Genomic DNA, 25,599 nt, shown 5'->3' with positions numbered 1-25,599 from the left:
CAAATCAGCCAATATCTTTTAATTGCTTATAATACTTCTCAATGGTTTTTATATTCTTTTTCGTATGTTCTTTTAGTTTTCTTTGAGTAATTCTTCCATCTATCCAGTAATCCCAGTTATACACAGCACTCACAAGAGAAGCTAAGGTCTTTTGAGACCTAATCGCACCAGTTACCTTATTTACTATTTTTCGCTTCTCAGACACGCTTAAATCCGTTTCTGGATTAAAAACTACCCGCCTTGGATAATTTGAAAATGGTTCTAAGTCCTGTAATTCATAAATACTTAAAATTATTTTATCAACTTCATTTTCCGACATGGGAGGAAGACAACAGCCATTGTTAATCCCATGCATTTTTTTAGATAAATAATTTAATGAAATATTAGGGTTTAAGGCTTTAAATTGATAACCAATTGAATAAAGGGTTGAATTTCTATTCCCAGAGAGAATAACGCGAGGAACAAAGGCCTTGGCAGCTTGATATTTTTCATCTGGAAACACTAAGTAGTCTTGGCCATCAAAATCTATTTCGTGTAGATTGTCATATTTAATAGTTTCTTCCTCCCCCATTTCAGTAGTATACCTTTTCTTTTTCTTTTTATATGGTGATGAAGTGGGGGTATTCGTAGTTATAGCCATCCAAGAAATGGAATCATTGTTAAGATATAAATCTTTATCATAACTCTGTATAGTGAATTGAGTAGCCTTAGCCGCCATTGAATCTAATGGAATCCCAAGTTCTTTGCCTAATGATTCATAAGTAGACTTAAAATTTTCAAGTGTCAAGCCATCTACTTTTACTAACAACCCGTACCCGGCCCCCGAGAGGGACCGCCAAGCAGAGAACACATAATGATTTGACAGGTTTATCTTATCAACGTTGTCCACGTCCAAATAAATAAAGCCTGTTGGGGCGATAATATTTTCATTGGATTTCTTACTATTGAATGAAAAGTTGAGTGTATGACATACTAATGACTCTTTTATCTTTTGGTATCCAACTTCATCACCATTCATTTTATACTCTCTGGCAAGTAAAATCAATTTCTTAGTCCTTGGATCTGGATTTCCAATTCTATCCAAATAATCATATATATCAATTTCACCGTTCACCTGTGGGCTGTAAATATTATTATAACTATTAATCATGATATCCCGGTGTTAAATCAATTATACATTCATCAATTTCATGTCGTTTATAATAAATGCGATTACCTAAGCCGTAACTTTTCAATCGGCCGTTTTTGGTCCAACGGTATACTGAGGTTTCACTGATTTTTAAAAGACTAGCTACTTCTTTTCTACTCAAGTAGTCAATACTCTTTTTGGGTTTTTTCTGTTCTTCGATGCTCAAAAGAACTTCTTTTATCGATTTAACGAGTTCCCTTTTGAAGTCCTGTGGATTAAGCTCTATAAATTGTAATGATTGCATGGAACATTATATTAAATTAGAATGCTTGTAAATCTGTTCTCTGCAAGAAACGCAATATTGATGACCTAATTCGCTCCTAAATTGTACATGTCTGCTACAGTATAGTACAAACAGTATTATAGATATAGAAGTTTATGAAGTAAACTATAAAGGGGGTCTCTAGTATTTGTGGAAATGGTATGAATTGGTTTAAGTCGTCCCTTTACAAAACCCTGAGAGTCCAAAAATCGACTAAAGTCACTTTCGCCAATCGAAGAATTAATGAATTTGTCTGATTTTAATTTCCAGAAAATATAGGCAAAATCGCTATCTGATTTGGGGAAATGATTGATCAGTAAAACAAAAAAACGGTATCCTTTTATACCAAACACATCACTATGTTCATTTTCAGGGATTCTTCCGTATTTATCCAAAAAAGATTTGTTCTTTAATGAACTCAATCGAGAATGACTTTCATGTAGCTGATATTCATTAAAATAGTCCTCAGGATTCACATTTTTTGAAAACCTAATGTACTCATCAATAATGTTATCTGTGGTTGCCATATAACTTTTTAGGTAGTGGTTTTCACTAATTATTTGCTTTAAGTCATCCAATTCCAATAAGGCTGGGATATTCGCTTCATCTACATCTAAGCGACTTATAATAAGTCCCCTTACAGTTCTTAGGTAGAGTTCTGTTTGATCATTCGCACTAAGCCAATCTCTCTTATTTTGTAATTCCTCTAATTCTTTTTCAGTTGGGTCGTGGTTATCATTGGAAGCATAATTTATATTCTTGTTTTCTAAGTCCATTATGGAACTTCCATCATGGACAAGTTCCCAAAACTCGGTAATACTTGAAAGTCCACTTTTCTTATAGTCTGTAAAAACCTTGATATTCTCAAGGTGCTCAATCAGTTTTGTAGTTGCCAATTAATTATTCTTTTTTAGGTGAAATACTCTGATAGTTCTAACGCCATATCTTTATTGTTCTTGCGCATGTAAGTTAAAAATGTCTTTTCATTTTTGTGACCAGTTGCATACGCTAGAAATGTGGTTGGGATTGAATTATAGTTATTTGTCGCAAATGTACGACGGCCAATATGTGATGTGACCAATTCCCATTTTTCGTAGTTGTCGGCCTTTTTGCGCCATTTTTTGCTTAGTTTGTCAACCAAAACCTTTTTGCTTCCATACACCTTATTTGTTAGTCCTGCCAACTTACATACTTCTTTAATGAATCGATTATATGGCTGATCAGCTATTTTTCTAGGGAAATTTCCGTTTCTTTTATTAAGAATTTTCATAACCTTCTGATTTAAGGGGATTGTAATTGGACTATTAGTCTTAAGTTGATTAAACTCCAAGAGGAATACTTCCTTGTCACTTTTATTCGTCGTTGCGGTAATCATACTCGGTTTAAATCTCATGAAATCTGAAACCCTCTGGCCCGTATAGCAACTAATCAGAAGCCAGTCACGGGCGTTGTCCAAATATTCGGGAAGGCCTTTCAAGTCCTCAATCTTTTCTAGTTCTTCTAAATTAAGGAAGAGTGTTTCTGCTTCAACAGATTTCAATTTAATCTCTTCAAGTTCCGGACTTACATCCAAACCTCTTTTACGTGCATGATTGCAGACTGTTTTGACAATTTTTAAGGCTTTCGCAATCGTATTTATTGCATAACCATCATCGAGGCAGTAGGTTTCAAAACCTTGTTTGAAAGACAAATCAATTTGATTTATATGCAACTTTTTACCAATGAAAGTTTCATACTTAGAAAGCATACCTTTTACCACACCATATTTTTTGATTGTGCTGTTGGCTAAATCACTGCCTTTAAATCGAATATAGGAATCAATATATTCTAGTAGCGGGGTATTAGAAAGATTGTTTTCCAGTTGTGGCCTGTAGAAGGCGTCCACGGTACTGATAAGCCAATTTTTGTCTAATAGCTCGAAAGAAGTAGCATGAAAGGATTCAAGTATATGTGTTTCCAATTCATATAATTCCCTATCCACTTTAACCTTTAATGATTTCATTTTTGCTTCTTTTAATCTTTTAGAATTGTGATGTTTTTCCCAGTATTCTTTAGGGACTATGCATCTAGTTCTAGCAGCAAAAACTTCATCAACATTATTATTTCTGAATAATAATCTAATGGTCAGCGGTCCGACCGGTTTTGTAGATCGATATAAATAGTTTACGGAAGCCATAAATTTTAATTTTTGAGATAAATGTACGATTTTTGTACGGCTTGGTGACTTCTAATGAATACTACTGAAATGGATTAACAAAAATATAAACATTTAAAACATTAGTATTCAATATATTATAAAATATTTATGAAACGAAAACTATATTTTGGATTGCACTGGTATTCAATAATTGTGGTACAGGTGGGACCACAAATTAAAGCCGTAATTCATTTATTAATAAATGGTTACGGTTTTTATTTTCGCACTTTTGATAAAGTACATTTATCTCAGAAAAAAATCAGATGCTTAAGGAGCATAAGATAGAATACTACCATAAGGACCGTGACAGAAATTTTGCGATAAGCATTATTAAAAATCCTGTGGTAACCCAAATCAGGAATTGAGCCATGTTTTTAACTCTTTGGATTTGGCCTTACTAACCACAATTTTTTCTTTAGAAGCAGGCAAGACATTTAATAAAAGTTTGCCGTTGAAATAGTATTTAATATTCGCTATGGCATCTTTATGCACTATGAATTGTCTGTTAGCTCTAAAAAAACAGCTGGGGTCTAACTCCTTTTCTATGTCCTCCAGTTTCTTATCCAAAGTATAGCTTTTGTTGTCTTTGGTAACGGCCTTGACGATCCCGGAATATATATATAGATAGGCAAAATTGGAGCTTTTAATTGGGATCAATTGGTCTCTCTGACTCACCAAATAAGTGGTTTTATAGCTTTTACTATTCGCTTTAATAAGATCTAACAAGCCTTCCATTTGCATATTAGGAGAGGTCTCTGTCTGGGATTGTACCTCAAATTGCTTTAGCGCCTTGGCCAGTTCCTCTTCATCAACGGGTTTTAGCAAATAGTCTATACTGTTTACCTTAAAAGCTTTTAACGCATACTGGTCGTATGCCGTGGTAAAAACCACGGGTTTGTTTATGGGGACCTTATCGAATATTTCAAAAGAAAGGCCATCGGCCAAATGAATATCCATAAACACTAACTCCGCTTCATTCGGTGCAGAAAAGTAGGCAACAGAAGATCTTACAGAATCCAATACTGTCAGTACTTCTATAGTGGGATTAAGCTTCTTAAGTAAATACGTTAGGTTTTCACTAGCCGCCAGCTCGTCTTCCACAATAACTACTTTCATTTTTCTTATTTTAGAGGTAGTTTAACACTAAACTTATTATCATCTTTAGAAATTGTAATGCGTTGCTTTTCTATTAAATAATATCTTTTATCCAGGTTTACAAGTCCGTTCCCTGTGCCTTCAGACATTACTGTTCTTGGTTGCAGTTTATTTTCAACATAAATAGAACCATCTTGGGAAAATACGTTGACGGTCAAAGGGTTGGATTCCGATATCTCATTGTGTTTTACGGCATTTTCTACTAATAATTGAAGAGCTAATGGCGGTATTTGCTTGCTAAGATATTTTTCATCGATATCAATAACCAGACGGAATCGATCTCTGTAGCGGGTTTTCATCAAATAGCAATAACTATCCAAAAACTTAAGTTCTTCTTTTAAGGATACTAGGTCCCTGTCTCCACTCTGTAAAATATAACGATACATAAACGATAGTTTTTTTACAAATTGCGAAGCGCTGTCGTTATCCTTTATTAGGCAACTTAGGGAATTTAAGGAGTTAAATAGGAAATGTGGGTCTATTTGATTTTTTAATGCCGCTAATTCTGTTTGTAGATTTTGTTGTTTAAGTCTTTCATTTTCAACTAAGCTAACCTGAGTGACCAACTGAAGCCTAAGTATTCTGGAAACAAAAAGTAAGATTATAACAAGTACCGTAAGTTCAAAAAACAAGAACCCTTTTTCCTGCACAGACAATGGGTTACCAATTATGAAGTCAAAAATAAAATCTAGTACGGTAGCCCCTGCTAAAAGGATCCCGAGATTTAAAATAATAACAGCAACTACCCTTATTACTTTTTTATATTTTGTAAAAAAATATCCCCAGTTAGAATTTAGCTGTAAAATGAGATATGAGAAAAGAAAGAAAAAAACAAACTTTATAAAAAAGTCTGCCACCCAGTCTATGGAAAAATCCATATCCCCCTCATGAAATTTGTTGTAGATATAGATTGTCTTTGGGAGAGTAACCAGAACAGCTAGAATCAAAGAGACTTTTATCAGACGGGCTTGTTTTACTTTTACTTGTCTTAACATATTAACAATCGTTTATAAGGTAGGGCGGGTACAACACAAATTTACATGAATTTCTTTGTCAAATTAATTTGGCCTTGGTTGATACAAGCAAGCCCTATCGTTAAAGATAGGGCTCGTAATAAACAAACCAATCCAATCATCGATTTAATCTCTGGAGGACACTAAAGTCTTACTGTACGTAAACACTAGCATCTAATCCATGTTCGAAGTCTTCCTCTTCGTCTTCGATGTATATGATATCATCTAAGTTTAGCTCCACTTCAGCGTAAGCATTAAAATCTTCAGGAAGGTATTCTTTAGTGTCGAATCCTAGTTCTATATTTTGTTCTATTTCAGCATATTCAATTTCGCTGATGTCAAAAGTCATGCCCTCATAAGCATTATAGTCTTCAGGTAAATAGACAGCGGTATCAAAACCTAATTCTATTTCATCATTTTCGTCTATATAAGTTAGATCTGCCAACAAGCAGGTATCGGACTGCATTGCAGTGTTGTGCTTTGACACTTCTATGTCGTTGGAGTAATGGTTAGACCCATTAAACGCTAACATTAAGGAGGTGATTCCGGTTGCTAATAATAAGGTTATATTTCCCATGTTTATACTATTTAAATTATTGTTTTTTTATTTTATAGTACAAATGTAGGATAGAGGAATAGTGTAAATGCAGGCAAAATGACCGAAGCGTACAAATTAAGAGCTGAAACGACTTATTAAGCAAGTGAAGTATTCTCCTAATATGGAACCGATATGTTATTTGGTAGGCAACTACTTTAAGTAAAAAAGTCTTATGTTTATTCCAAATAGACATTGGTAAAAAAAGTATCCAATGTTTCAATGTCCTTAAGCCCTCTTCGAAGAAGTGAAAAGCAATCATAGTATATGAAAAACCACTTTAGACATATTCTAATTTTGACTTTCCTGTTATCTTCCTGCAAGAAAGACAACATGGTTGTTGAAGAGGTTCCAATGCTTTCTGACATTGAATTAATCGAAAAAGCGCAAGAAGATGTTTTAGGGTATTTCTGGAATTACGCACACCCAAGTTCTAAGTTAGCGCGAGAGAGATTACACGAAGACAACCTGTCTTTTGAAGAGAATATAGTAACCACAGCCGGTTCTGGCTTTGGCTTTCTCAATATTCTGTTGGGAATTGAAAACCAGTACATATCCAGAACAGAGGGGGTACAACACCTGGAAACTGCTTTAAGCTTTTTGGAAACTGCAGACCGTTTTCATGGCGCATGGCCACATTGGATGGATGGAATCAACGGCCAGACAATCCCCTTTAGCCCTTTAGATAATGGAGGAGACTTAGTGGAAACGGCCTTTCTTTGTCAGGCTTTGATTTGTATCCGAGAATATTTTAAAAACGGCAGCATACAGGAACAGGAATTAGCGCAAAAAGCAGATGCATTATGGAAGGGCGTAGAATGGAATTGGTATACAAAGGGTGAAAACGTATTGTACTGGCATTGGTCGCCAGATTTTGAGTGGCAATTGAATTTGCCCATTACAGGTTATAACGAAGGTCTAATTGCTTATGTAATGGCTGCATCCTCTCCTACGCATTCTATTACACCAGATGTCTACCACAATGGATGGGCGAGAAATGGAGGTATTTTAAGCGGAGCCAGCCAGTATGACATACCGGTTATTTTTAATCACAATGGAGCACCCCACAACGTAGGGCCATTGTTCTGGGCTCAATATTCATTTCTGACTCTTGACCCGCGTGGACTAACCGATAATTATGCTAATTATTGGGATGTTGTAAAAAATCATACACAAATTATTTATCAGCATAGCGTTCAAAACCCAAATGAATTTGAGGGTTATAATGAAAAGTGTTGGGGGTTAACCGCTAGTTATTCTCGCAATTCTGACGGCAGCACAGGCTATGCGGCGCATCAACCAAATAATGACAAAGGCGTAATTACACCTACCGCAGCGCTATCTTCCATTCCTTATACGCCCGATGAATCCTTAAAATTTTTACATTATTTATACGAGGATATGCAGGATGAGTATATTGGTATTGTTGGGCCTTATGATGCATTTTCCATACATTATCAATGGAAAACGCCGCGATATTTGGCAATTGACCAGGGAACCATTGGTCCTATGATGGAAAATTACAAAACACAGTTGTTTTGGAACCTATTTATGAATGCACCAGAAATTAAACAAGGGTTAACAGACTTAGATTTTTCATCGGCTCAGCATGGATTTTAATTAATTAGTAGAGGGGCAGAGAACGAAATATGTTTTAAATCCCGCCTGAAATGAAAGACGCATAAATGCAAGTAGTGGCGAAAGAGAGATTAAGAGGGAATAACACAAATTAATTATTCTTTAATCAGCACAATTAGTCTATACTACCAAGAGAATGGATCGCAATAATGGTATAAAATCAATAATGGAAGATAGGTGATCTTTGGTATAAATACTCCTCGATTGCAAATAGAAAGGATCTCAAGAACAAGTATTAAAGACAATTAATCATTAATCGAGATGATGGATTTAATTCGAAGTGAATTACAATGGATATAAAAAATGAAACGGAAATTTATGTCTGTCAAATTTGTGGCAATGAAAATGGAAATATGGAATATGCCGCCAGAGAAATGATGTACGGATTGCGTCATCAATTTAAGTATTTTCAATGCAATGCTTGTGATTGTCTGCAGATAGGCGAAATACCCGAAAACATGTCTCCATATTATCCAAGTGGGTATTATAGTTTTACGAAATTTGAGGAAAAAAAATTTAAGGGCTTTATTGGTTCTATTAGAAAATGGAAATACGCTTCATTGGTTAGTAAAAACATATTGCTTCAAAAATTTACACGAATTATAACAGGAAAGGCCGATTACGATATTTTTAAGGGATTGGACGTAAACATAGACACCAAAATTCTGGATGTTGGTAGCGGAAATGGTTCTTCTTTTTTATACCCCTTAGCGGAAGCCGGATTTAAAAACCTCCTAGGATGTGACCCGTATTTAAGTAAGTCGATTTCATATAAAAATGGCCTGGAGATTACTAATTCTGAGATATATGAGATTTCTGGAAAATGGAATGTTATTACTTTCCATCATTCTTTTGAGCATATAGGAGACCCTATAAAGACTTTATTAAAAGTTTCTGAATTACTATCCCCCAATGGCGTCGCTATTTTAAGAATTCCCACGACCTCTTCATTTGCATGGAAAAAATATCGAACAAACTGGGTTCAACTAGATGCACCTCGACATTTTTTTATTCACTCCATTAGGAGTATGCAAAAACTGGCAGACTTGGCAAAATTAGATTTTTACAAAGTAGAGTACGATTCTACTGCATTTCAATTTTTAGGAAGTGAAAAATATATAAAAGATGAGTCCTTATTCTCTGTTTACCCCAAAGGATTTAAAAAAGGGATTATTACATATTTCGAAAAACTAAAGTATAAGAAGATGGCGCGAAAACTTAACAAGGAAAAAAACGGAGACCAGGCTGCATTTTATTTTAGATTAGTTGGTTAGAATTAAACCCTACAATGACATACCTTGGTTCAAATCCTCCAAAGGAAATATATGAGATATTTTCACAATTTCTAATATCATATTTTAACCACTAACGAGTAACCAAAAAACCCTCATTTGACACACTGATTGCAACATTTCCGATTGTAGAGATGCAAAACAATTAAACTTAGGGCAGACAAATAGATAGCTATTTCTATAAGTGGAAATAGGGGTGATTTTTCTTTGAAAACAACAAGGGCTGGCATATTCCATCTGTACCAAAGGGCATTTATAATCCATTTCACAGAGGTTTATTTCCTGTTCAGAAGACAGCAAAAAAGAGATGCTTAAATATGCATTTTGCATAGCTCCTACGATGAGTTATAGGTATTAATTTCAAGCTTGGAACAATTTGGAGGGCATACAACAAGGCATAAACATACTAGTGGTTTCATCAAAGATAGTAATCGAATTTTGGAAATTTAAGTTTAGGAAAAACCAAATTATGAAAGACTCCTTTAGGGATGTAGCGTTTTAAATTATAGCCTGTGAATCATAAATTGATAATAAAGCTAAAGGAGATCTATATATTTTTACTTAAATTGATTTTTCAAAATTTGTGGAATAAAGAAACTCGTTTTTAGACCCGAATATCTCGGTAAATACGGGAGACACATAGGGCACAAAACTTATATATAAAAAAAATGACTTCAAATAAAAAAATATACGGATTGGTTTTGTCCGGAGGCAAAAGCAGTCGCATGGGTACAGATAAGGGCTTAATTCCCTATCACGGGCTTCCCCAGCGGGAGTATCTTTACGGCCTTTTAGATGAGGTGTGTGATAAAACTTTTATTAGCTTACGTGAAGAACAGAAGAAAGAACTACCTCTAGAAATGGAAGCCATCGTAGACCTAAATGAATTTCGCGGACCTTATAATGGTCTGCTATCCGCACATAAAAAGTATCCGGAGGTGGCCTGGTTGGTATTAGCTTGCGACCTCCCTTTGATAGACGTTCCTTCCCTAAAAGAATTGATTTCTGAACGGGATACTTCTAAAAAGGCCACGGCTTTTGCCTTAAAAGAAAACCCCTTACCAGAGCCATTATGTGCTATTTGGGAACCGGAGGCTCTTGAAGCCTCTATCCAATATCTGGAAGCTGGCAATGGCACCTGTCCTAGGAAGTACTTAATTAATCACGACACCAAATTGGTATTTCCCAAAAAAGAGAGCGTACTACTGAATGCAAATTCCAAAGAGGAATATGAAAAGGCCTTAAAACAACTCGCCTAGGGATGAAGCAGGAGCGCTATAACAGACAAACTATTTTAAAGGGTTTTGGTAGGACAGGCCAGGTAAAGCTGCAAAAGGCTAAGGTATTGGTTATTGGCGCCGGAGGTTTGGGTGTTCCTGTGCTTACGTATTTAAACGCTATGGGAGTAGGCACTATAGGAATAGTAGATAAGGACGTGGTTTCGATTAGTAATTTACATCGCCAGGTTCTGTATGGCCAAGCCGATGTAGGGAAGCCTAAAGTTTTGGCCGCCAAAGAAAAGTTAGAAGCGCAAAACCCGGAGACGAGGGTTATTTCACATCAAGAATTTTTGGCGCCCTCTAATGCCCTTGAACTTATAGAATCGTATGATCTGGTGGTAGATACTTCAGACAATTTTCCAACTAGATATTTAGTGAACGACGCCTGTATTATACTAAACAAGCCCTTTGTTTATGGAGCACTTCATGGATATGAAGGTCAGGTTAGTGTTTTTAATTATAAAAACGGACCTAGTTACCGATGTTTCTTTCCAAAAATGCCCAAGGAAAACGAAGTGCCCAATTGCAATGAACATGGGGTTCTCGGTATAATTCCAGGAATAGTTGGCAGTTTTCAGGCCTTAGAGGCAGTTAAAGTAATGGCCGAAGTTGGAGAGGTACTTTCAGGAAAAGTATTGATTTTTAATGGTTTGCAACAGTCTTCTCTTACCATAGAATTTGAGGCGCGTCCGGAAAATTTAAAGATTGAGAAACTCCAAGATTTTTATGAATGGAACGAGCCCTGTGAAGTCCTTCCTACGATAGAGGTAGAGGAGATACATGAATTAATAGCCGCAAATGCTCAGATTATTGATGTAAGAACGGTGGAAGAATTCAAAGAATATCACCTCCCAAATTCCGTACATATTCCTTTGTCCGACTTATCCAGTTCTTTGAGTGAAATTGATTTTTCTGAGCCTGTATATCTTCTTTGTCAGTCAGGGAAGCGGAGTGAAATGGCCTTGAGACAATTAAGGGAACAGTATCCTCAGAGTTCATTTTTTAGTATTTTAGGAGGTCTTAATCAGTACTTGATTTCATGCTCCTAACCCTCCCAGAGTTCTTTCTGTTAATGCTTGGTTTCTTTGTGATTGCCACGCTCTACTCTTCCGTTGGTTTTGGTGGCGGCTCTAGCTATCTGGCCTTGCTAAGCCTGGTGTTTGTAAGTTTTTTTGTGATACGCAGTACCGCCCTAATATGTAACCTTGTAGTGGTAACAGGCAGTTGTTATATGTACTATAAAAAAGGATATCTCGACTTTAAAAAATTTCTTCCCTTTGTGCTCAGTAGTATCCCCATGGCTTTTGTTGGCGCCCGTTTTAGATTGTCTGAAAACATCTTTTTTGTAATCCTGGGCTTTGCCTTGATTATTTCGGCCCTAGCCCTAATCTACCAAACCTTTAAACCTAAAAAATCGGAAGGGGAAAACCCGAATTACCCATCCTATCTGACCTACCTTTTAGGCGCTGGGATTGGCTTGTTATCTGGTTTGGTAGGAATTGGAGGAGGTATTTTTTTGGCCCCTATTCTTAACCATATGAAATGGGATAAATCTATTAAGATAGCGGCACTTGCCAGTTTCTTTATTTTAGTAAACTCTATTTCTGGAATTGGCGGTTTACTTACCAGAGGTACTTTTGAACTCCCTTATATGGAAGTAATTGGCTTGATCGTGGCCGTATTTATTGGCGGACAAATAGGTATTCGTTTAAGTCTTAGTAGACTAACTGGCAGCGGTATTAAAATAGTTACTGCAATACTTGTTTTACTAGTAGGGGTGAGAGTTCTATTGGTAAATGGATTTCAAATAGCGTTTTAGGAAATCACTTTTTTCTTCTGACTAAATTTTAAGAAACGGTAGAAATACTGGAAGTTTCCATTATACCAAATCGCAAAGATAAAAGCAATATAAATAATCCAGTCCGGAAAGAATAAAGCGGTGGCATAATAGGTTTTTAAGACTAAAAAGGTCATGGCCAGCCCGGATATGGCTAAGGAAATAATGGTGCGCTTGTCTTTTCTATTAAGAATAATCATCATAATAATTATAAGTCCCATTACGGGTTTGGTATGTAATAGAACTGGAACCAAAGTTGTGTATTCTACATCAAAGAACATCACCATAGCGCTCATGTAGGCCGTTAAGCAAAGCGGGCATTTAGGAATTAAAATGAGCAAAACGGTAGACAAAAAAGACATAGATTCCCCCGCAGCTACAAATTTTTTTGGGGATTCTATCTTCGTTTTACAACATTTTTTTTTCATAATATTCCTAGCAATTTTTTACCATTTTTGCCGGTAAGGTACAAAAGGATATACATTATTCGCAAAAAATTGGCTTTTATTTTGCGGTAATATTAAAAATCCATCGGTTTTTACAAGATTTGCGAAATCACCAGAACCATTTCCTTTTATAGCCTCTGCGACCAGCGTTCCGTCTTCTTTGCTTTCAATGACTGCCTCTAGAAAGTATACCAAATCTGGTTTAAACTCTATATCGTTTTTTAGTTTTACATAGAACACTTCGGATTTTATTCCTAAAGACTTTTCTAACCAATACTTTAGGTACATATACACGCATACAAAAGATGAAACGGGGTTCCCAGGCAGGGCAAAAATCTTTTTTCCTTCTGCGTTAGTCCCAAACCAAAAAGGCTTTCCGGGGCGTTGCTGAATTTTATGAAAGTGTTTTTCTACTTGTAGTTCTTCCAAAACTTCTGGTAAATAATCAAATTTACCTTTGGAAACACCCCCTGTAAAAATAAAGAGATCGTATTCTTGAAGGGCTGTAGAAATGGTCCGGAACATCTCTTGCTTATCGTCGGCCAAATGTAGGAGGTCTGCAGAAACGCCCCATTCTTTTAAAGTTGCCTGAATCCCATAAATATTTGACCTGCGTATTTGATGCAGTTTGGGCGTTTCATTAACCGGGACCAATTCGTCACCTGTAGAAAAAATAATCACTTTTGGCATTTTATGTACTTGCAAATAATCTTTTCCAACTGCTGCCGCAATATTGATCTCTGCACTAGACATTCTCTTTCCACTTTCTACTATTACCGTTTCTTTGGCAATATCAATTCCCTTAAAGTGCACGTTTTGTTTATAATTTAAACTGTCGAGATTTATGGTAGCCTCTAGCCCCTCAATCGTAAGATCTTCATATCGAATTACAGTATCCACATTTTGCGGCATAATTGCACCAGTCATTACTTCAATACAGTTGGCAGGCTCTTTCAGGCCTGTTTGTGGATTTCCAGCCGCGGCGGTAGATTCTATAGGGAAGGTTCGGATACCTTTTTCAAAGGCTTCATATGCTATGGCAATCCCATCCATGGTTACTCTGTCAAAAGGAGGGAAGTCCCGATCTGCGATTAGGTCTTCTGCCAGATATGCTCCAATACAATCTTCTATATTTCGCGATTCTATGGGTAAATCGGCCTTGTGCTGCTCTAAGATAGACAAGGCATTTTCGTAGGGAATAAATGTGTTTTTCATTTGTTCTTTCGGAGCTTTATATCACAAAAAAGCAGCTCTACTTTACTATTAATAAAGGGCTAAAATCAACCATCAATAACGGTTTGGATTATTAGTTACCCACCAATACTACTCATGCTCTGCATGGCAGCGGTTGGAATTTTTCGCATCTTTTCAGCCTCAAACCCGTCTTTTGGTTTTAAACGTACAATTTCTTTAAACTTATCTTCCAGTTCTTTATTGGTTACCCCAGAACGCATAAAATCACGAATATTAAATACCCCGTCATCGTAAAGACAGCTTTTAATGTCTCCTTTAGAGGAAATTCGCAGACGATTACAAGTATTACAAAAAGTTCTGGAAAAAGCAGCAATAACACCAATATTACCTTTATACCCTGGGTTAGAGAGTAATCTTGCCGTATCTCCATGCTTGCTTGGAAGCTTTTCTAAGTCTGGATAATGCTTTATTAGATCTGCATAAATATCCCGGGCAGAATACATTTCCACATTTTCCTTATACCCGCCATTAAAAGGCATTTCTTCAATAAATCTGACGTCTACCGGATAGTCTTTGGCCAATTCTGCTAAAGGAATTATATCCTGAGTATTGATGCCTTTCATAATAACGGCATTCAGTTTTATCTTAAAGTCGTTTTCTACTAAAAGGTGAAAGGTTTGCATCACCTTCTCAAAGTCATTCCTCCTTGTAATTTTTTGAAATCTATCTTTGTCTAAAGAATCAATACTTAGGTTTATTTTCTTTATTCCGAGCTCTTTAAGCTTGGGAATATGTCTTTGAAGCAGCGTGCCGTTGGAGGTAATATGTATAGATTTAATAGCCTCTAGTTCCGAAGTATTCTCTAATAATTGCACAAAGTCTTTTCGAAGAAAAGGTTCCCCTCCAGTAAATCTGACTTTCTGAAACCCCATGCCTCCCAATACTTCGAGCAGCCGTGTAATTTCTTCATAACTTAACAGATGGGATTTGGGTTCGTAGGGAATTCCCTCTGCAGGCATGCAGTAGAAACACCGCAGATTGCAGCGGTCTGTTACTGCAATACGGACATAGTCTATAGTCCTATTAAACGAATCCTTCATAGCAATACTCGATAATTAAGAGCAGTTAATATAGCTATTTTTTGATATATTCGGAGCGCTATTTAAGAAAGAAATAAGAAATTCTAAGAAAATGAAAGAAATAAAATCCATACTACAACTTTATAATTCCTATAAGAATTCCCCCGAAAAATGTGCCATTGCTCAGGTAGTGAGAGTGGAAGAATCTTCCTATCGCAGAGAAGGTGCCAGAATGCTCGTTTTTGAGTCTGGAGTCTTTGAAGGAGGCATAAGCGGAGGTTGTTTAGAAGGAGATGCGCTGAGGAGATCCCAGGTTGCTATACTGAGACAACAACCGTCTATTGTTACTTATGATACTTCCTTGGAGAATGAGATAGGGGTAGGTTTAGGCTGCAATGGCATAATAGATGTATTGATTTCTCCCATTTCCGAAAATTCTTCCACATTGGAAATGTTGGAAAAATGTGTCTCAGACAGAGGCTTTCATATAATTGCGACTATTACGGATACGAACATGGAGGCAGATAATATTCCTTTGGGGAAGAGTTTTTACTACGACAAAGAATCGGAAACACTGGAAGATTGTAAGCATGACGGTCTGCGAATTTTTTTGCAAGAGAAGATTCAGGAAGTACTGCAGAATCATAAATCCAAAACCTATAAGTTTGAGAAAGATGAATTAGAGGTTAGGGTTTTTATTGAACTGATTCCTCCACAATTTCATTTAGCTATATATGGCGACAACTATGATGTTTACCCCATTTTAGAATTGGCAAAACTGATGGATTGGGACGTAAGTCTGGTTGGGAATATTCAAAAACTGAAAAAGCAAAAACTACAATCCGTAAATAATATTTACTTAAAAGAAGATGAAGCCCGGCCAGACATTGACAGCAGAACCGCAATTATATTAATGGCTCATGATTATAAAACGGACTATGCCAATCTGTTGAATTTGATAAATTCTGACTCAATTTATATTGCTTCTTTGGGCCCGCGAAAACGGTTCGATAAAATGATAGCAGAATTTAAAGCAAATGGCATTGAGTTTACCGAAGAGGAATTAAATAGAATTTACGCTCCCTGTGGACTAGAGATTGGTGCCAATACGCCAGAAGAAATTGCCTTGAGTTTATTTAGTGAAATCTTAAGTGTGCTATCAGGAAAAAAAGGAGGGATGCTGCGGGAGAAAATAGGACCCATTCACGAACGGAATAATTAAATCATAAAGGTCTTACAAAAAAAGTATTTTACTTAAACGTTTCGTCGCTCCCAGAGAATATTATTTTCTCGCTGCTTAGTAACTTCTTTGCATATTATCTCTACAGCCTTTTTTATATCTTCTACCGACGTAAATTTTCCAATACTAAAGCGTAAAGAAGCATAAGCCAAATTGCGATCCACCCCCATTGCCACTAGAACATGTGAAGGCTCCACAGAGGCCGAATTACAGGCAGACCCATTGGAAACGGCAATTTGACGGCTTAAAGCAGTAAGCAAATTTGCACCATCAACATAGGCAAAGGAAACATTTGTTGTATTAGGTAAGCGTTGGGGCGCATTGCTATTTAGAACAGTCATTTCTATTTTCTCCAATAGGCTTTGCTCTAATTGGTCTCTTAGTTTTTTTTGCCTTTCACTCTCAATGTTTAAGGTTGATTGGGCCAGCTGAATAGCTTTCGCCAAACCAACAATCAATGGTGTATTAATAGTACCACCTCTCTGTTTTTTTTGTTGACCTCCTCCTTGAATTAAACTTGGCACCGTATTTCTGTTTTCATTATCTCGGATATAGACCAAACCAATACCTTTTGGCCCGTAAACTTTGTGTCCAGAAAAACAAGCAAAATCTACCAAATCTAGAATTGTAGACAAGGAAACTTTACCCAAAGCTTGAGTAGTATCTGAAAATAATAGACTTCCATTATCGTGAACAAGTTTGGCAATATTATGCAAAGGTTGAATGTTCCCGGTTTCATTGTTGGCATAGAGTATAGAGACCAAAATGGTATCCGAGCGCAGTGTTTTGTTTAAGGCTTCCAAAGAAATAAGTCCAGAAGAATCTACATCTAAATAACTAATTGAAAATCCGTCTTCCTCCAAAAATTTACAAGTATCTAACACCGCTTTATGCTCAGCCTTAGTAGTAATAATATGCTTTCCCTTAGCCTTCAATTTTCTTGCCACGCCTTTCAATACCATATTTATACTTTCAGTCGCACCCGAAGTGTAAATTAGACTATTTCGAGAGACTCCTAGACTCTTTGCTATAGAATGAGTTGCTTCTTCTACGGCACTCATTGCCAACCATCCATAGGCATGATGACTACTGGAAGGATTCCCAAAATCTTCCTTAAAATAAGGAAGCATAACCTCTACAACTTGTTTTGAACAGGGAGTGGTAGCGTTATAATCAAAATAGAGTTGGGAGTACATGCCTAATGATAATTTTTAGTCTGCATTAAAGGTAAGAATTTCCTCAAAATGATTAATTATTAAGAAAAATGGAGAGCACTTAATCTAACCCTAAGTAGGGTTAAACAAAAACGTTAAACAAAAGCTTATTTTTTTGTGACATCGGGAAAAATAAGATATATTTATTGTCTACCTGTTAATTAAACACCAAAAAAATTATGATTCCTGCGAAATTTGATTACCATAAGGCCACTTCTGTTAAAGAAGCAATTGCCTTATCACAGGAGCTTGGCGAAGAGGCAAAATACATGTCGGGCGGTCACAGTCTGCTTCCCATGATGAAGCTTCGATTTGCAACTCCAGAACACATTATTGATATAAGTAAGATCGGCGGACTTTCCTATATTAAGGAAGAAGGCAATTTGCTAAAAATAGGAGCGATGACCACGCAGACCGATTTAGAGCACAGTGATTTACTAATATCCAGTTATCCTATTTTTGGAGATGCGGTTTGGCTAACGGCAGACCCCTCCGTTAGAAACTTCGGAACCATTGGAGGCAATATTGCACATGGAGATGCTGCGAACGATCAACCGGCGGTGATGCTTGCACTTAGAGCCACTATCGTTGCGGAAGGAGCAGATGGCGAAAAGTCAATCCCTATTGATGAATTTTTCCATGGTTTCTATATGACGGCCTTGGAACCAGGAGATATTTTAACCGAAATACAAATACCTAAGGCAAAAAAGAATAGCGGAGGTGCCTATTATAAAATGGAACGGAAAGTTGGCGATTACGCAACGGCAGGAGTTGCAGTCCATATAGAATTAGACGATGCTGGCGTTTGCCAGGAAATTGGGATTGGCCTTACCAATGTTAGCGCAGTGCCGATGCGTTTAGATAGAGGAGAAGAAGTTCTTCGAGGACAGAAGGTTACCGATGAACTAATTGAACAAGTTGGGCAAATAGCTAGTGAAGATTGCGAACCCGAATCGGACCTAAGAGGCTCTGAAGCCTACAAAAGGTCTATTGTAAATACCATAACTAAACGAATGATAAATAAGGCTCTGGAAAGAGCCAGAAACTAATACTACTATGGCTAAACATAATGTAACAATGACAATTAACGGGGAGAGTGTTTCTGCTGAGGTAGATTCGCGTTTGCTCTTAGTACATTTTATTCGAGAAAACCTGGATTTGACCGGAACGCATATAGGCTGTGATACTTCAAGTTGCGGAGCCTGTACCATTCTTATTGATGGTAAATCGGTAAAGTCTTGTACCTATCTAACAGTACGTGCAGATGGTGCCAACATCACAACTATAGAAGGGATTGCTGCCGACGGCACAAACCACCCTTTGCAGCAGGCTTTTCATGACCAACACGGGCTTCATTGTGGTTTCTGCACCCCTGGAATGATAATGAGATCTATAGATATGTTGAAAACAAATCCAAACCCTACGGAAGAAGAAATTCGATGGGGAATTTCAGGGAATTTATGTCGTTGTACAGGATATAACAATATTGTAAAGTCTGTCCAACAGGCTGCAAAAGAAATGGCCAACCCTAAGGAAGAAACTGTTTAACCTCTAAAGAAAAAATTATGTTCTCATGTAAAACATCACCAGAGGTAGGCGGAATGGGCCACTCTGTAAAAAGAAAAGAAGATGCCCGTTTTTTACACGGCAAAGGTAACTATACCGATGATGTAAAATTACCTGGCATGTTAAGTATGGTAATGGTTAGAAGTCCATACGCCTACGCCAAAATAAAAAGTATAAATAAGGAAAAAGCATTGGCCATTGATGGCGTTTTAGCTGTAATTACAGGTGAAGATTTGGCGCAGTATAATCTACATTGGATGCCAACGCTTCTTTCCGACTCTCAAATGGTATTGCCAACAGATACTATTATGCATCAATCCCAAGAGGTTTGTGCAGTAGTGGCAACAGATAGGTATATCGCTGTTGATGGGGCAGAGGCTGTGGAGGTAGAATACGAGCCTATGCAAGCGATCGTTGACCCTTTCAAGTCTTTAGACGAAGACGCGCCCTTATTAAGGCCCGATAAAGAAGGGCAGAAAGACAATCATATTTATCATTGGGAGCGTGGAGACAGAGAAAAAACCGACGCTGCTATTGCCAATGCAGATGTGGTGGTTAAAGAAAGAATTCACCTGCCAAGAATACACGTGGCTTCTATTGAAACATGTGGGGTTGTTGCTTCTTACGATAAGGATACCCAGAAAATGTTGATTTATTTGACCTCTCAGGCACCACACGCTATTCGTACTATTTTAGCTTTGGTTGCTGGCCATGTAGGTTTATCTGAAGAAAAAATTAGAATTATAGCTCCGGATATTGGAGGTGGATTTGGTGGAAAAGTACCAGTATACCCTGGATATGTTATTGCCATTGCAGCTTCTTTCTTAATCGGAAAGCCAGTTAAATGGATTGAAGACCGTTCTGAAAACTTGGTAAACGGTTTTGCTAGAGACTATCATATGGATTGCGAATTAGCAGCTACCAAAGATGGTAAAATTCAGGCTTTTAAAGTATCCACTCTTGCCGATCATGGGTATACAGATTCATCTGCTAATCCGTCCAAATATCCCACGGGTATGTTCTCTATTTGTACAGGGTCCTACGACTATGATAATGCCTTTGCGGAACTAGACGCTGTTTATACTAACAAGGCGCCTGGAGGTGTAGCCTATAGATGCTCCTTCCGTGTTACGGAAGCTGTCCATGCTATTGAGCGTATGGTAGATAAGTTAGCCGCCGAAATTGGAAAAGATCCAGCTCTTTTGCGTTTGGAAAATTTCATTAAAAAGGATCAGTTTCCTTATGCTTCTCCTTTGGGATGGAGTTATGATAGTGGAGATTATGAAGCCACTCTGAGAAAAGCTATGGACATGTTGGGCTATGACGATTATAAAAAAGAGCAGGCTAAAAAACGTGCGGAGGGAAAATTGATGGGGATTGGCTTATGTACATTTACGGAAGTGGTAGGTGCCGGGCCGTCTAAAGATTTTGATATCTTGGGAATCGCGATGTTCGATAGTGCCGAAATTCGAGTTCATCCAACAGGGAAAGCTTTAGCACGTTTTGGGACAAAGTCTCAGGGGCAGGGTCATGAAACAACTTATGCACAAATACTCGCTGAAGAACTAGGTATCCCATATACAGATATTGAGATTGACGAGGGAGATACAGACACTGCGCCTTATGGCTTAGGGACGTATGCCAGTAGAAGTACGCCAACCGCAGGAGCGGCAGCGGCAATTGCGGCCCGTAAGCTAAGAGATAAAGGCAAGAAAATTGCAGCACATTTATTAGAAGTTAGCGAAGAGGATATTGAGTGGGAAGTAGGGAAGTATTTTGTAAAAGGTGCCCCCGAAAAGTCCAAAACAATTCAGGATGTAGCTTTTGCGGCCTATACTAATTTCCCTCCAGGGATGGAGCCAGGATTCGAGGCTACACATTATTATGATCCGCCAAATTTAACTTTCCCTAATGGCGCATATATATGTGTTGTGGAAGTGGATGAGGAAACAGGGGCTATCGATGTAAAACGTTTTGTTGCCATAGATGACTGTGGAAATATTATCAATCCTATGATAGTCGAAGGACAGGTTCACGGGGGATTAACCCAGGGAATTGCTCCGGCTATGTACGAAGGAATTGAATACGATGATGAAGGAAACGTGCTTAACGGAACACTTATGGACTACCTAGTGCCCACAGCCGTGGAAAGTCCGCATTGGGAGACAGGCCATACTATAACACCTTCGCCACACCATCCTTTGGGAGCGAAAGGAGTTGCGGAATCCCCTACTGTTGGTGCACCACCAGCTATTGCAAATGCAATTATTGACGCGTTGTATCCTTTAGGAATTAAGCATTTGGATATTCCAATTACACCGGCAAAAGTTTGGGAAGCTATACAGGAAGCGAAGGCCAAGGCCTAGTATTAAATCAATATCAAGAAACCCCTATAAGGGATTTTAAAAATGAAACTTAAATGAAAACACAATTAGATAAATCGTTCGAAGTTCCACAAGGCACAGATTTAGTATGGGAGCATTTGATAGACCCAGAGAAAATTATGGACTGCGTGCCAGGTGTAACCGTAGACGAGAAAGTTGGGGATAATCACTACAAAGGAAAAGTAGGAATGAAATTTGGCCCTATGGGAGTGAAGTATGATGCCGATATTTTTTATAAAGAAATCGACGAAGAAAACCGTAAAATTATTATTACTGGTGACGGTGTGGATTCTAAAGGAAATGGAAACGCAGAAATGATGATGACCATAGATTTAAATGAGCGTGAAGAGGGAGGGGTTAAATTAGATGCCATTATGGATGTAACGGTTAATGGGAAAATTGCACAGTTCGGTTCCCGATTAATTACTACCGTATCCAATCAGCTTTTTAAACAATTTGTATCGAATTTTTCTAAAAAATTGGAAGCTGCTGAAGCAGCAGTTTAATTATTATTATAATCAACAAAGAAAAGCTATGCCCATACGGTATGGCTTTCTTTTTTAAAAAGGCGGCTATTGACAAAAGACATTCAGGCACTCATAGAAGACTTCTATGAACACGACTATATTTTAAACGAGGCTTTAGCGACCTCTCTATTTCTACTGAAAAATTTGGAAAAACCTTTGTTATTGGAAGGTAATCCAGGAGTGGGAAAGACTATGTTGGCTAAAACCTTAGCAGAACATTTAGGTACTACCTTGATAAGGCTGCAATGCTATGAAGGATTAGACGTAAGTACTACCATTTATGAATGGAATTATCAAAAACAACTTCTTCATATTAAACTCTTTGAACAAGAAGAGAATAAAATGGAGTTACAGAATCAGATATTTGGAATGGACTATGTATTGCAGCGTCCATTATTACAATCTATAAGTTCTGATAAACCAGTTGTTCTGTTGATTGATGAAATTGATAGAGCCGATGAAGAATTTGAGGCCTACCTTTTAGAATTGCTCTCGGATTTCCAAATTAGCATCCCCGAACTAGGAACCATTAATGCAAAATCTAAACCTCTCGTTATCTTAACTTCTAATCGTACTAGGGAGTTAAGCGACGCACTAAGAAGACGCTGCCTATATCATTGGGTGGATTTTCCTTCTAAAACGGGAGAGATAAATATTATAGCAAAAAAGCTGCCTAATATAGACGAAGAATTGGCTACCCAGGTCGTTACTTTTATTCATAATCTACGTAAGTCGAGTTTGCATAAGCCTCCGGGAATTGCCGAATCCTTAGACTGGGCTAAGACCTTATTACTGATGAATCAAAAGAATATCACAGACGAAATCGTCCAGACTACTATTGGAAGCGTTTTAAAACATAAAGACGACGTTGAATTTGTTCGTAATAAATCTGTTCAAGAATTCTTATACCCTATTAGTTGAGCTGAGTTAATTGACAAAAACATTTTTATTTTACCACTCTAAGGGGTTTTTAAATATAATTATGCTAGAAATACGTCCTATTTGTGAAAACTGTGCCAAGCGACTGCCCAACGAGAGTAGTGAAGCGATGATTTGTTCTTTTGAATGTACTTTTTGTGCAGAATGTGTAACGAATATTTTGGACAATGTTTGCCCCAATTGTGGAGGAGGCTTTGCTTTAAGACCAAGCCGGCCAACAAAAGACTTTACCAAATATAACGTAGGAAACTTTCCGGTCACTATTAAAGAAGTTTACAAGCCTGTGAATATGGAAAAATTTAAGAGGCTATATGAATCGAATGCCGGTCTAAATCCAAGAGAACGCTAGTATTAATTGCATTAATTTCATGTTAGTTGAAGTAGACAAATCCTTTAAAGAACGCCTTATCGACTTTACCATGTATTGCCGAGAGAGACAATTTATGCTTGGACCTCAAGAAACGCGTGACGCTTTTAGTATTGCTGAAAAAGGCTATGCGCTGGATCGAAAATTATTTCAATATAGCTTAAAGGCGATATACTGCAAAAGGAAAGAACATTTTGACCGTTTTGATGAAATGTTCCAGCGTTTTTGGAGTCGGTATTATGAGGAGAAGTTAGAAAAACGAAAAAAACAGATTAAGCAATTAAAGAAGGAGAAGGAAACCGCCACGGTTATTTTCTTGGGGACAGAGTTTAAACTACCTAAGAAAGAGGTTAAAGAGCATGAAGCTAAAGAGACCGTAGGGGCAAATGAAAGTATTCGCTTGCGTTATACAGATTTTTCAAAGGTTGATGTAACCGATAAAGAAAAACTAGAGGAGCTGGCGGAAGAGCTTTTTCATCAAATGAGCATGCGTTTTAAGCGTAGGTTAGAGAACTCCAATAGAGGTCGTATTGATATACGAAACACTATCCGCCAAGGCGTTTCTAAAGGAGGCTTGTTATTGGATTTATCCTATAAAAAGAAGCGAAAGGAAAAGCGAAAAGTAATTTTTATTCTGGACGTAAGCGGGTCTATGGATACCTATAGTTACTATCTTTTACGCTATGTCTTAGTGTTAAAAAAGTATTTTAAAAGTTTGGAGTTCTTTACCTTTAGTACGCATTTGACCCACATTACACCAATGCTCCGCCAAAATAATGAATTGGAAATTTTAAAGGAGATAGGGAAGAATGTTAATTCTTGGTCGAGTGGAACTAAAATAGGAGAATCTCTTCAAGAATTCTTGTCGGACTATGGGAGTAAACTTTTAAGTCAAAAGCATATCGTAGTTATTTTAAGCGATGGTTTAGAAACAGGCAGTGTTACAGAACTAAAAGAAGCTGTGCGCACAATACGCAGAAAGTGCAAAACGCTGGTATGGCTTAATCCATTAAAAGGAATGGATGGCTATCAGCCAATTCAAAAAGGAATTGTAAATGTGATGCCCCATCTGGATGCTTTTGAATCTGCACATAATCTAGATAGTCTGCTTAAATTGGAAAAATTATTAATGGATGTTTAACGAACTAGCATTGCAAATAGAAAAACACTTGGCCAAAGGCTCTAACTTTGCCATTGCACAGGTGGTAGACCGCATTGCCCCAAGCTCTGGAAAGGTGGGAGACAAGGCACTAATCTTAGAAACCGGAGAACTCATTGGGTGGATAGGAGGAGGTTGCGTTCGCGGAATTGTTATTAAAGAGGCCTTGGATGTAATAAAAAACAAGCGCTACCGCCGTATTCGAATATCCCCAGAAGGTGGCTCTCGGTCTACAGCGACCTACAAAGAATATGTAATGTCTTGTCAAAGTAAAGGAACCTTAGAAGTTATGATAGAACCTGTGATGCCACAACCCGAGTTAATTGTAATAGGGAAAAGTAATATAGCCCGTAAACTAGTACAAATGGCCTGCACTGCAGATTTCAGAGTTTCTGTAATGGCAACAGACGCAGACCTTCAAATGTTTCCTTTGGCCAATAGTATCTCAAGTGAAGTTGACTTTAGCCGGTTTAAAAATTTTAGTAATACCTTTATTATAGTTACTACTCAGGGAGAAGATGATGAGCTATCCGTAAAGAAAGCTTTAGAAACCTCGGCGAGCTATGTAGGCTTTGTGGCAAGTGCCAAAAAATCTGAGGATATCAAAAGTTTTTTGACGAATGCCGGGATATCACAGGATCGTATTGCAGAACTGAGAAGTCCTGTAGGCTTGGATATTAATGCTAAACTGGCCAGTGAGGTTGCCATCAGTATTTTGGCGGAGATAATCGATGATTTCCGAAATGAGAAGAGCGGTAAGGAGTCTTGTTGTGGGGGTATAAAGGAAAACAAGGAAGAAGTTAATGAGCAGTTTGTGAACGACTATTACATTAACCCTGTCTGTAATGTTCCCGTTTCCAAATTGAATCCTAAGCATATTGTAGAATACCAAGGAGAGAAGGTATACTTCTGCTGTGATGGGTGTAAGGTGAGCTTTGAAAACGAACCAGAAAAATATATCAGCAAAATTTAGTGTCTATTAGTATATTAAAGCTTACTACTATTTTCATTCTTTCTACGGGTTGA

At 37.5% G+C, this 25,599-nt stretch carries 25 protein-coding genes; 14 read left to right on the top strand and 11 right to left on the bottom strand.

The annotated features are described in order from the left end of the window. Positions 1 to 4: 4 nt before the first annotated feature. The 7 genes from PXG98_RS03275 to PXG98_RS03245 form a co-directional block, all read right to left on the bottom strand. Complete coding sequence (locus tag PXG98_RS03275; RefSeq protein ID WP_276388977.1) at positions 5 to 1,150, bottom strand: BT4734/BF3469 family protein; 1,146 nt, start codon at positions 1,148 to 1,150, stop codon at positions 5 to 7. After that, complete coding sequence (locus tag PXG98_RS03270; RefSeq protein WP_276388976.1) at positions 1,143 to 1,433, bottom strand: helix-turn-helix domain-containing protein; 291 nt, start codon at positions 1,431 to 1,433, stop codon at positions 1,143 to 1,145. The genes PXG98_RS03275 and PXG98_RS03270 overlap by 8 nt, the downstream gene beginning before the upstream one ends. A 116-nt stretch (positions 1,434 to 1,549) precedes the next feature. Continuing rightward, positions 1,550 to 2,347 (bottom strand): hypothetical protein, encoded by a 798-nt coding sequence (locus tag PXG98_RS03265; protein ID WP_276388975.1) that lies wholly within the window; start codon positions 2,345 to 2,347, stop codon positions 1,550 to 1,552. A 14-nt stretch (positions 2,348 to 2,361) separates the two neighbouring features. Next, positions 2,362 to 3,627, bottom strand: a complete 1,266-nt coding sequence (locus tag PXG98_RS03260) for a phage integrase SAM-like domain-containing protein (protein ID WP_276388974.1) — start codon at positions 3,625 to 3,627, stop codon at positions 2,362 to 2,364. A 375-nt stretch (positions 3,628 to 4,002) separates the two neighbouring features. Next, positions 4,003 to 4,764, bottom strand: a complete 762-nt coding sequence (locus PXG98_RS03255; protein WP_276388973.1) for a LytR/AlgR family response regulator transcription factor — start codon at positions 4,762 to 4,764, stop codon at positions 4,003 to 4,005. A 5-nt stretch (positions 4,765 to 4,769) separates the two neighbouring features. Beyond that, the gene (locus tag PXG98_RS03250) at positions 4,770 to 5,798 is read right to left on the bottom strand and encodes a sensor histidine kinase (protein ID WP_276388972.1); all 1,029 of its coding nucleotides are present in this window, start codon (positions 5,796 to 5,798) and stop codon (positions 4,770 to 4,772) included. Between the two features lie 169 nt (positions 5,799 to 5,967). Continuing rightward, positions 5,968 to 6,393 carry a hypothetical protein gene (locus PXG98_RS03245; RefSeq protein WP_276388971.1) on the bottom strand — a complete coding sequence of 142 codons (426 nt, stop codon included), beginning with the start codon at positions 6,391 to 6,393 and terminating at the stop codon, positions 5,968 to 5,970. 285 nt (positions 6,394 to 6,678) lie between these two features. Between PXG98_RS03245 and PXG98_RS03240 the strand changes: the two genes are divergently transcribed. The 5 genes from PXG98_RS03240 (at position 6,679) to PXG98_RS03220 (ending at position 12,440) form a co-directional block, all read left to right on the top strand. Continuing rightward, entirely contained in the window at positions 6,679 to 8,031 is a 1,353-nt protein-coding gene (locus tag PXG98_RS03240) for a glucoamylase family protein (RefSeq protein ID WP_276388970.1), read from the top strand. 308 nt (positions 8,032 to 8,339) lie between these two features. Continuing rightward, entirely contained in the window at positions 8,340 to 9,323 is a 984-nt protein-coding gene (locus PXG98_RS03235) for a class I SAM-dependent methyltransferase (RefSeq protein WP_276388969.1), read from the top strand. Positions 9,324 to 10,009: 686 nt separating this feature from the next. Continuing rightward, positions 10,010 to 10,600: a molybdenum cofactor guanylyltransferase gene (mobA, locus tag PXG98_RS03230; protein ID WP_276388968.1), complete on the top strand. Its 591-nt coding sequence runs from the start codon at positions 10,010 to 10,012 to the stop codon at positions 10,598 to 10,600. 2 nt (positions 10,601 to 10,602) lie between these two features. Then, positions 10,603 to 11,670 (top strand): HesA/MoeB/ThiF family protein, encoded by a 1,068-nt coding sequence (locus PXG98_RS03225; RefSeq protein WP_276388967.1) that lies wholly within the window; start codon positions 10,603 to 10,605, stop codon positions 11,668 to 11,670. Beyond that, a complete protein-coding gene (locus PXG98_RS03220) occupies positions 11,661 to 12,440 on the top strand; it encodes a sulfite exporter TauE/SafE family protein (protein ID WP_276388966.1) in 780 nt (259 codons plus the stop codon). Before PXG98_RS03225 ends, PXG98_RS03220 begins: the two co-directional genes overlap by 10 nt. On the opposite strand, the gene PXG98_RS03215 is transcribed toward PXG98_RS03220, so the two are convergent. The 3 genes from PXG98_RS03215 to moaA form a co-directional block, all read right to left on the bottom strand. Continuing rightward, on the bottom strand, positions 12,437 to 12,886 hold the full coding sequence (locus tag PXG98_RS03215; RefSeq protein WP_276388965.1) for a hypothetical protein: 450 nt from the start codon (positions 12,884 to 12,886) through the stop codon (positions 12,437 to 12,439). The two genes, PXG98_RS03220 and PXG98_RS03215, sit on opposite strands and share 4 nt — an antisense overlap. 18 nt (positions 12,887 to 12,904) lie before the next feature. Then, positions 12,905 to 14,119, bottom strand: coding sequence for a molybdopterin molybdotransferase MoeA (locus PXG98_RS03210; RefSeq protein ID WP_276388964.1), 1,215 nt, complete (start codon positions 14,117 to 14,119; stop codon positions 12,905 to 12,907). A 95-nt stretch (positions 14,120 to 14,214) separates the two neighbouring features. After that, positions 14,215 to 15,198, bottom strand: coding sequence for a GTP 3',8-cyclase MoaA (gene moaA / locus PXG98_RS03205; protein WP_276388963.1), 984 nt, complete (start codon positions 15,196 to 15,198; stop codon positions 14,215 to 14,217). Positions 15,199 to 15,289: 91 nt separating this feature from the next. Here moaA and PXG98_RS03200 point away from each other — a divergent pair, with 91 nt between their 5' ends. Beyond that, on the top strand, positions 15,290 to 16,399 hold the full coding sequence (locus tag PXG98_RS03200; protein ID WP_276388962.1) for an XdhC family protein: 1,110 nt from the start codon (positions 15,290 to 15,292) through the stop codon (positions 16,397 to 16,399). 32 nt (positions 16,400 to 16,431) lie between these two features. On the opposite strand, the gene PXG98_RS03195 is transcribed toward PXG98_RS03200, so the two are convergent. Next, complete coding sequence (locus PXG98_RS03195; RefSeq protein WP_276388961.1) at positions 16,432 to 17,613, bottom strand: cysteine desulfurase family protein; 1,182 nt, start codon at positions 17,611 to 17,613, stop codon at positions 16,432 to 16,434. Between the two features lie 197 nt (positions 17,614 to 17,810). On the opposite strand from PXG98_RS03195, the gene PXG98_RS03190 reads away from it, so the two are divergent. The 8 genes from PXG98_RS03190 (at position 17,811) to PXG98_RS03155 (ending at position 25,546) form a co-directional block, all read left to right on the top strand. After that, on the top strand, positions 17,811 to 18,680 hold the full coding sequence (locus tag PXG98_RS03190; RefSeq protein WP_276388960.1) for an FAD binding domain-containing protein: 870 nt from the start codon (positions 17,811 to 17,813) through the stop codon (positions 18,678 to 18,680). Between the two features lie 7 nt (positions 18,681 to 18,687). Further along, positions 18,688 to 19,179, top strand: coding sequence for a (2Fe-2S)-binding protein (locus PXG98_RS03185; RefSeq protein WP_276388959.1), 492 nt, complete (start codon positions 18,688 to 18,690; stop codon positions 19,177 to 19,179). Positions 19,180 to 19,196: 17 nt separating this feature from the next. After that, entirely contained in the window at positions 19,197 to 21,563 is a 2,367-nt protein-coding gene (locus PXG98_RS03180; RefSeq protein WP_276388958.1) for an aerobic carbon-monoxide dehydrogenase large subunit, read from the top strand. A 53-nt stretch (positions 21,564 to 21,616) separates the two neighbouring features. Beyond that, complete coding sequence (locus tag PXG98_RS03175) at positions 21,617 to 22,087, top strand: SRPBCC family protein (protein ID WP_276388957.1); 471 nt, start codon at positions 21,617 to 21,619, stop codon at positions 22,085 to 22,087. Positions 22,088 to 22,156: 69 nt separating this feature from the next. Further along, complete coding sequence (locus tag PXG98_RS03170) at positions 22,157 to 23,029, top strand: AAA family ATPase (RefSeq protein ID WP_276388956.1); 873 nt, start codon at positions 22,157 to 22,159, stop codon at positions 23,027 to 23,029. A gap of 61 nt (positions 23,030 to 23,090) precedes the next feature. After that, positions 23,091 to 23,396, top strand: coding sequence for a DUF1272 domain-containing protein (locus PXG98_RS03165; RefSeq protein WP_276388955.1), 306 nt, complete (start codon positions 23,091 to 23,093; stop codon positions 23,394 to 23,396). 19 nt (positions 23,397 to 23,415) lie between these two features. After that, on the top strand, positions 23,416 to 24,555 hold the full coding sequence (locus tag PXG98_RS03160; protein WP_276388954.1) for a vWA domain-containing protein: 1,140 nt from the start codon (positions 23,416 to 23,418) through the stop codon (positions 24,553 to 24,555). After that, entirely contained in the window at positions 24,548 to 25,546 is a 999-nt protein-coding gene (locus tag PXG98_RS03155) for an XdhC family protein (RefSeq protein WP_276388953.1), read from the top strand. The genes PXG98_RS03160 and PXG98_RS03155 overlap by 8 nt, the downstream gene beginning before the upstream one ends. The last annotated feature ends 53 nt before the right edge of the window (positions 25,547 to 25,599 follow it).

The sequence above is a fragment of the Eudoraea chungangensis genome (genome assembly GCF_029360665.1).
Taxonomy (GTDB): domain Bacteria; phylum Bacteroidota; class Bacteroidia; order Flavobacteriales; family Flavobacteriaceae; genus Eudoraea; species Eudoraea chungangensis.
The sequence above is the reverse complement of the archived record's forward strand: the minus strand, read 5'-3'. Positions and strand labels throughout refer to the sequence as shown.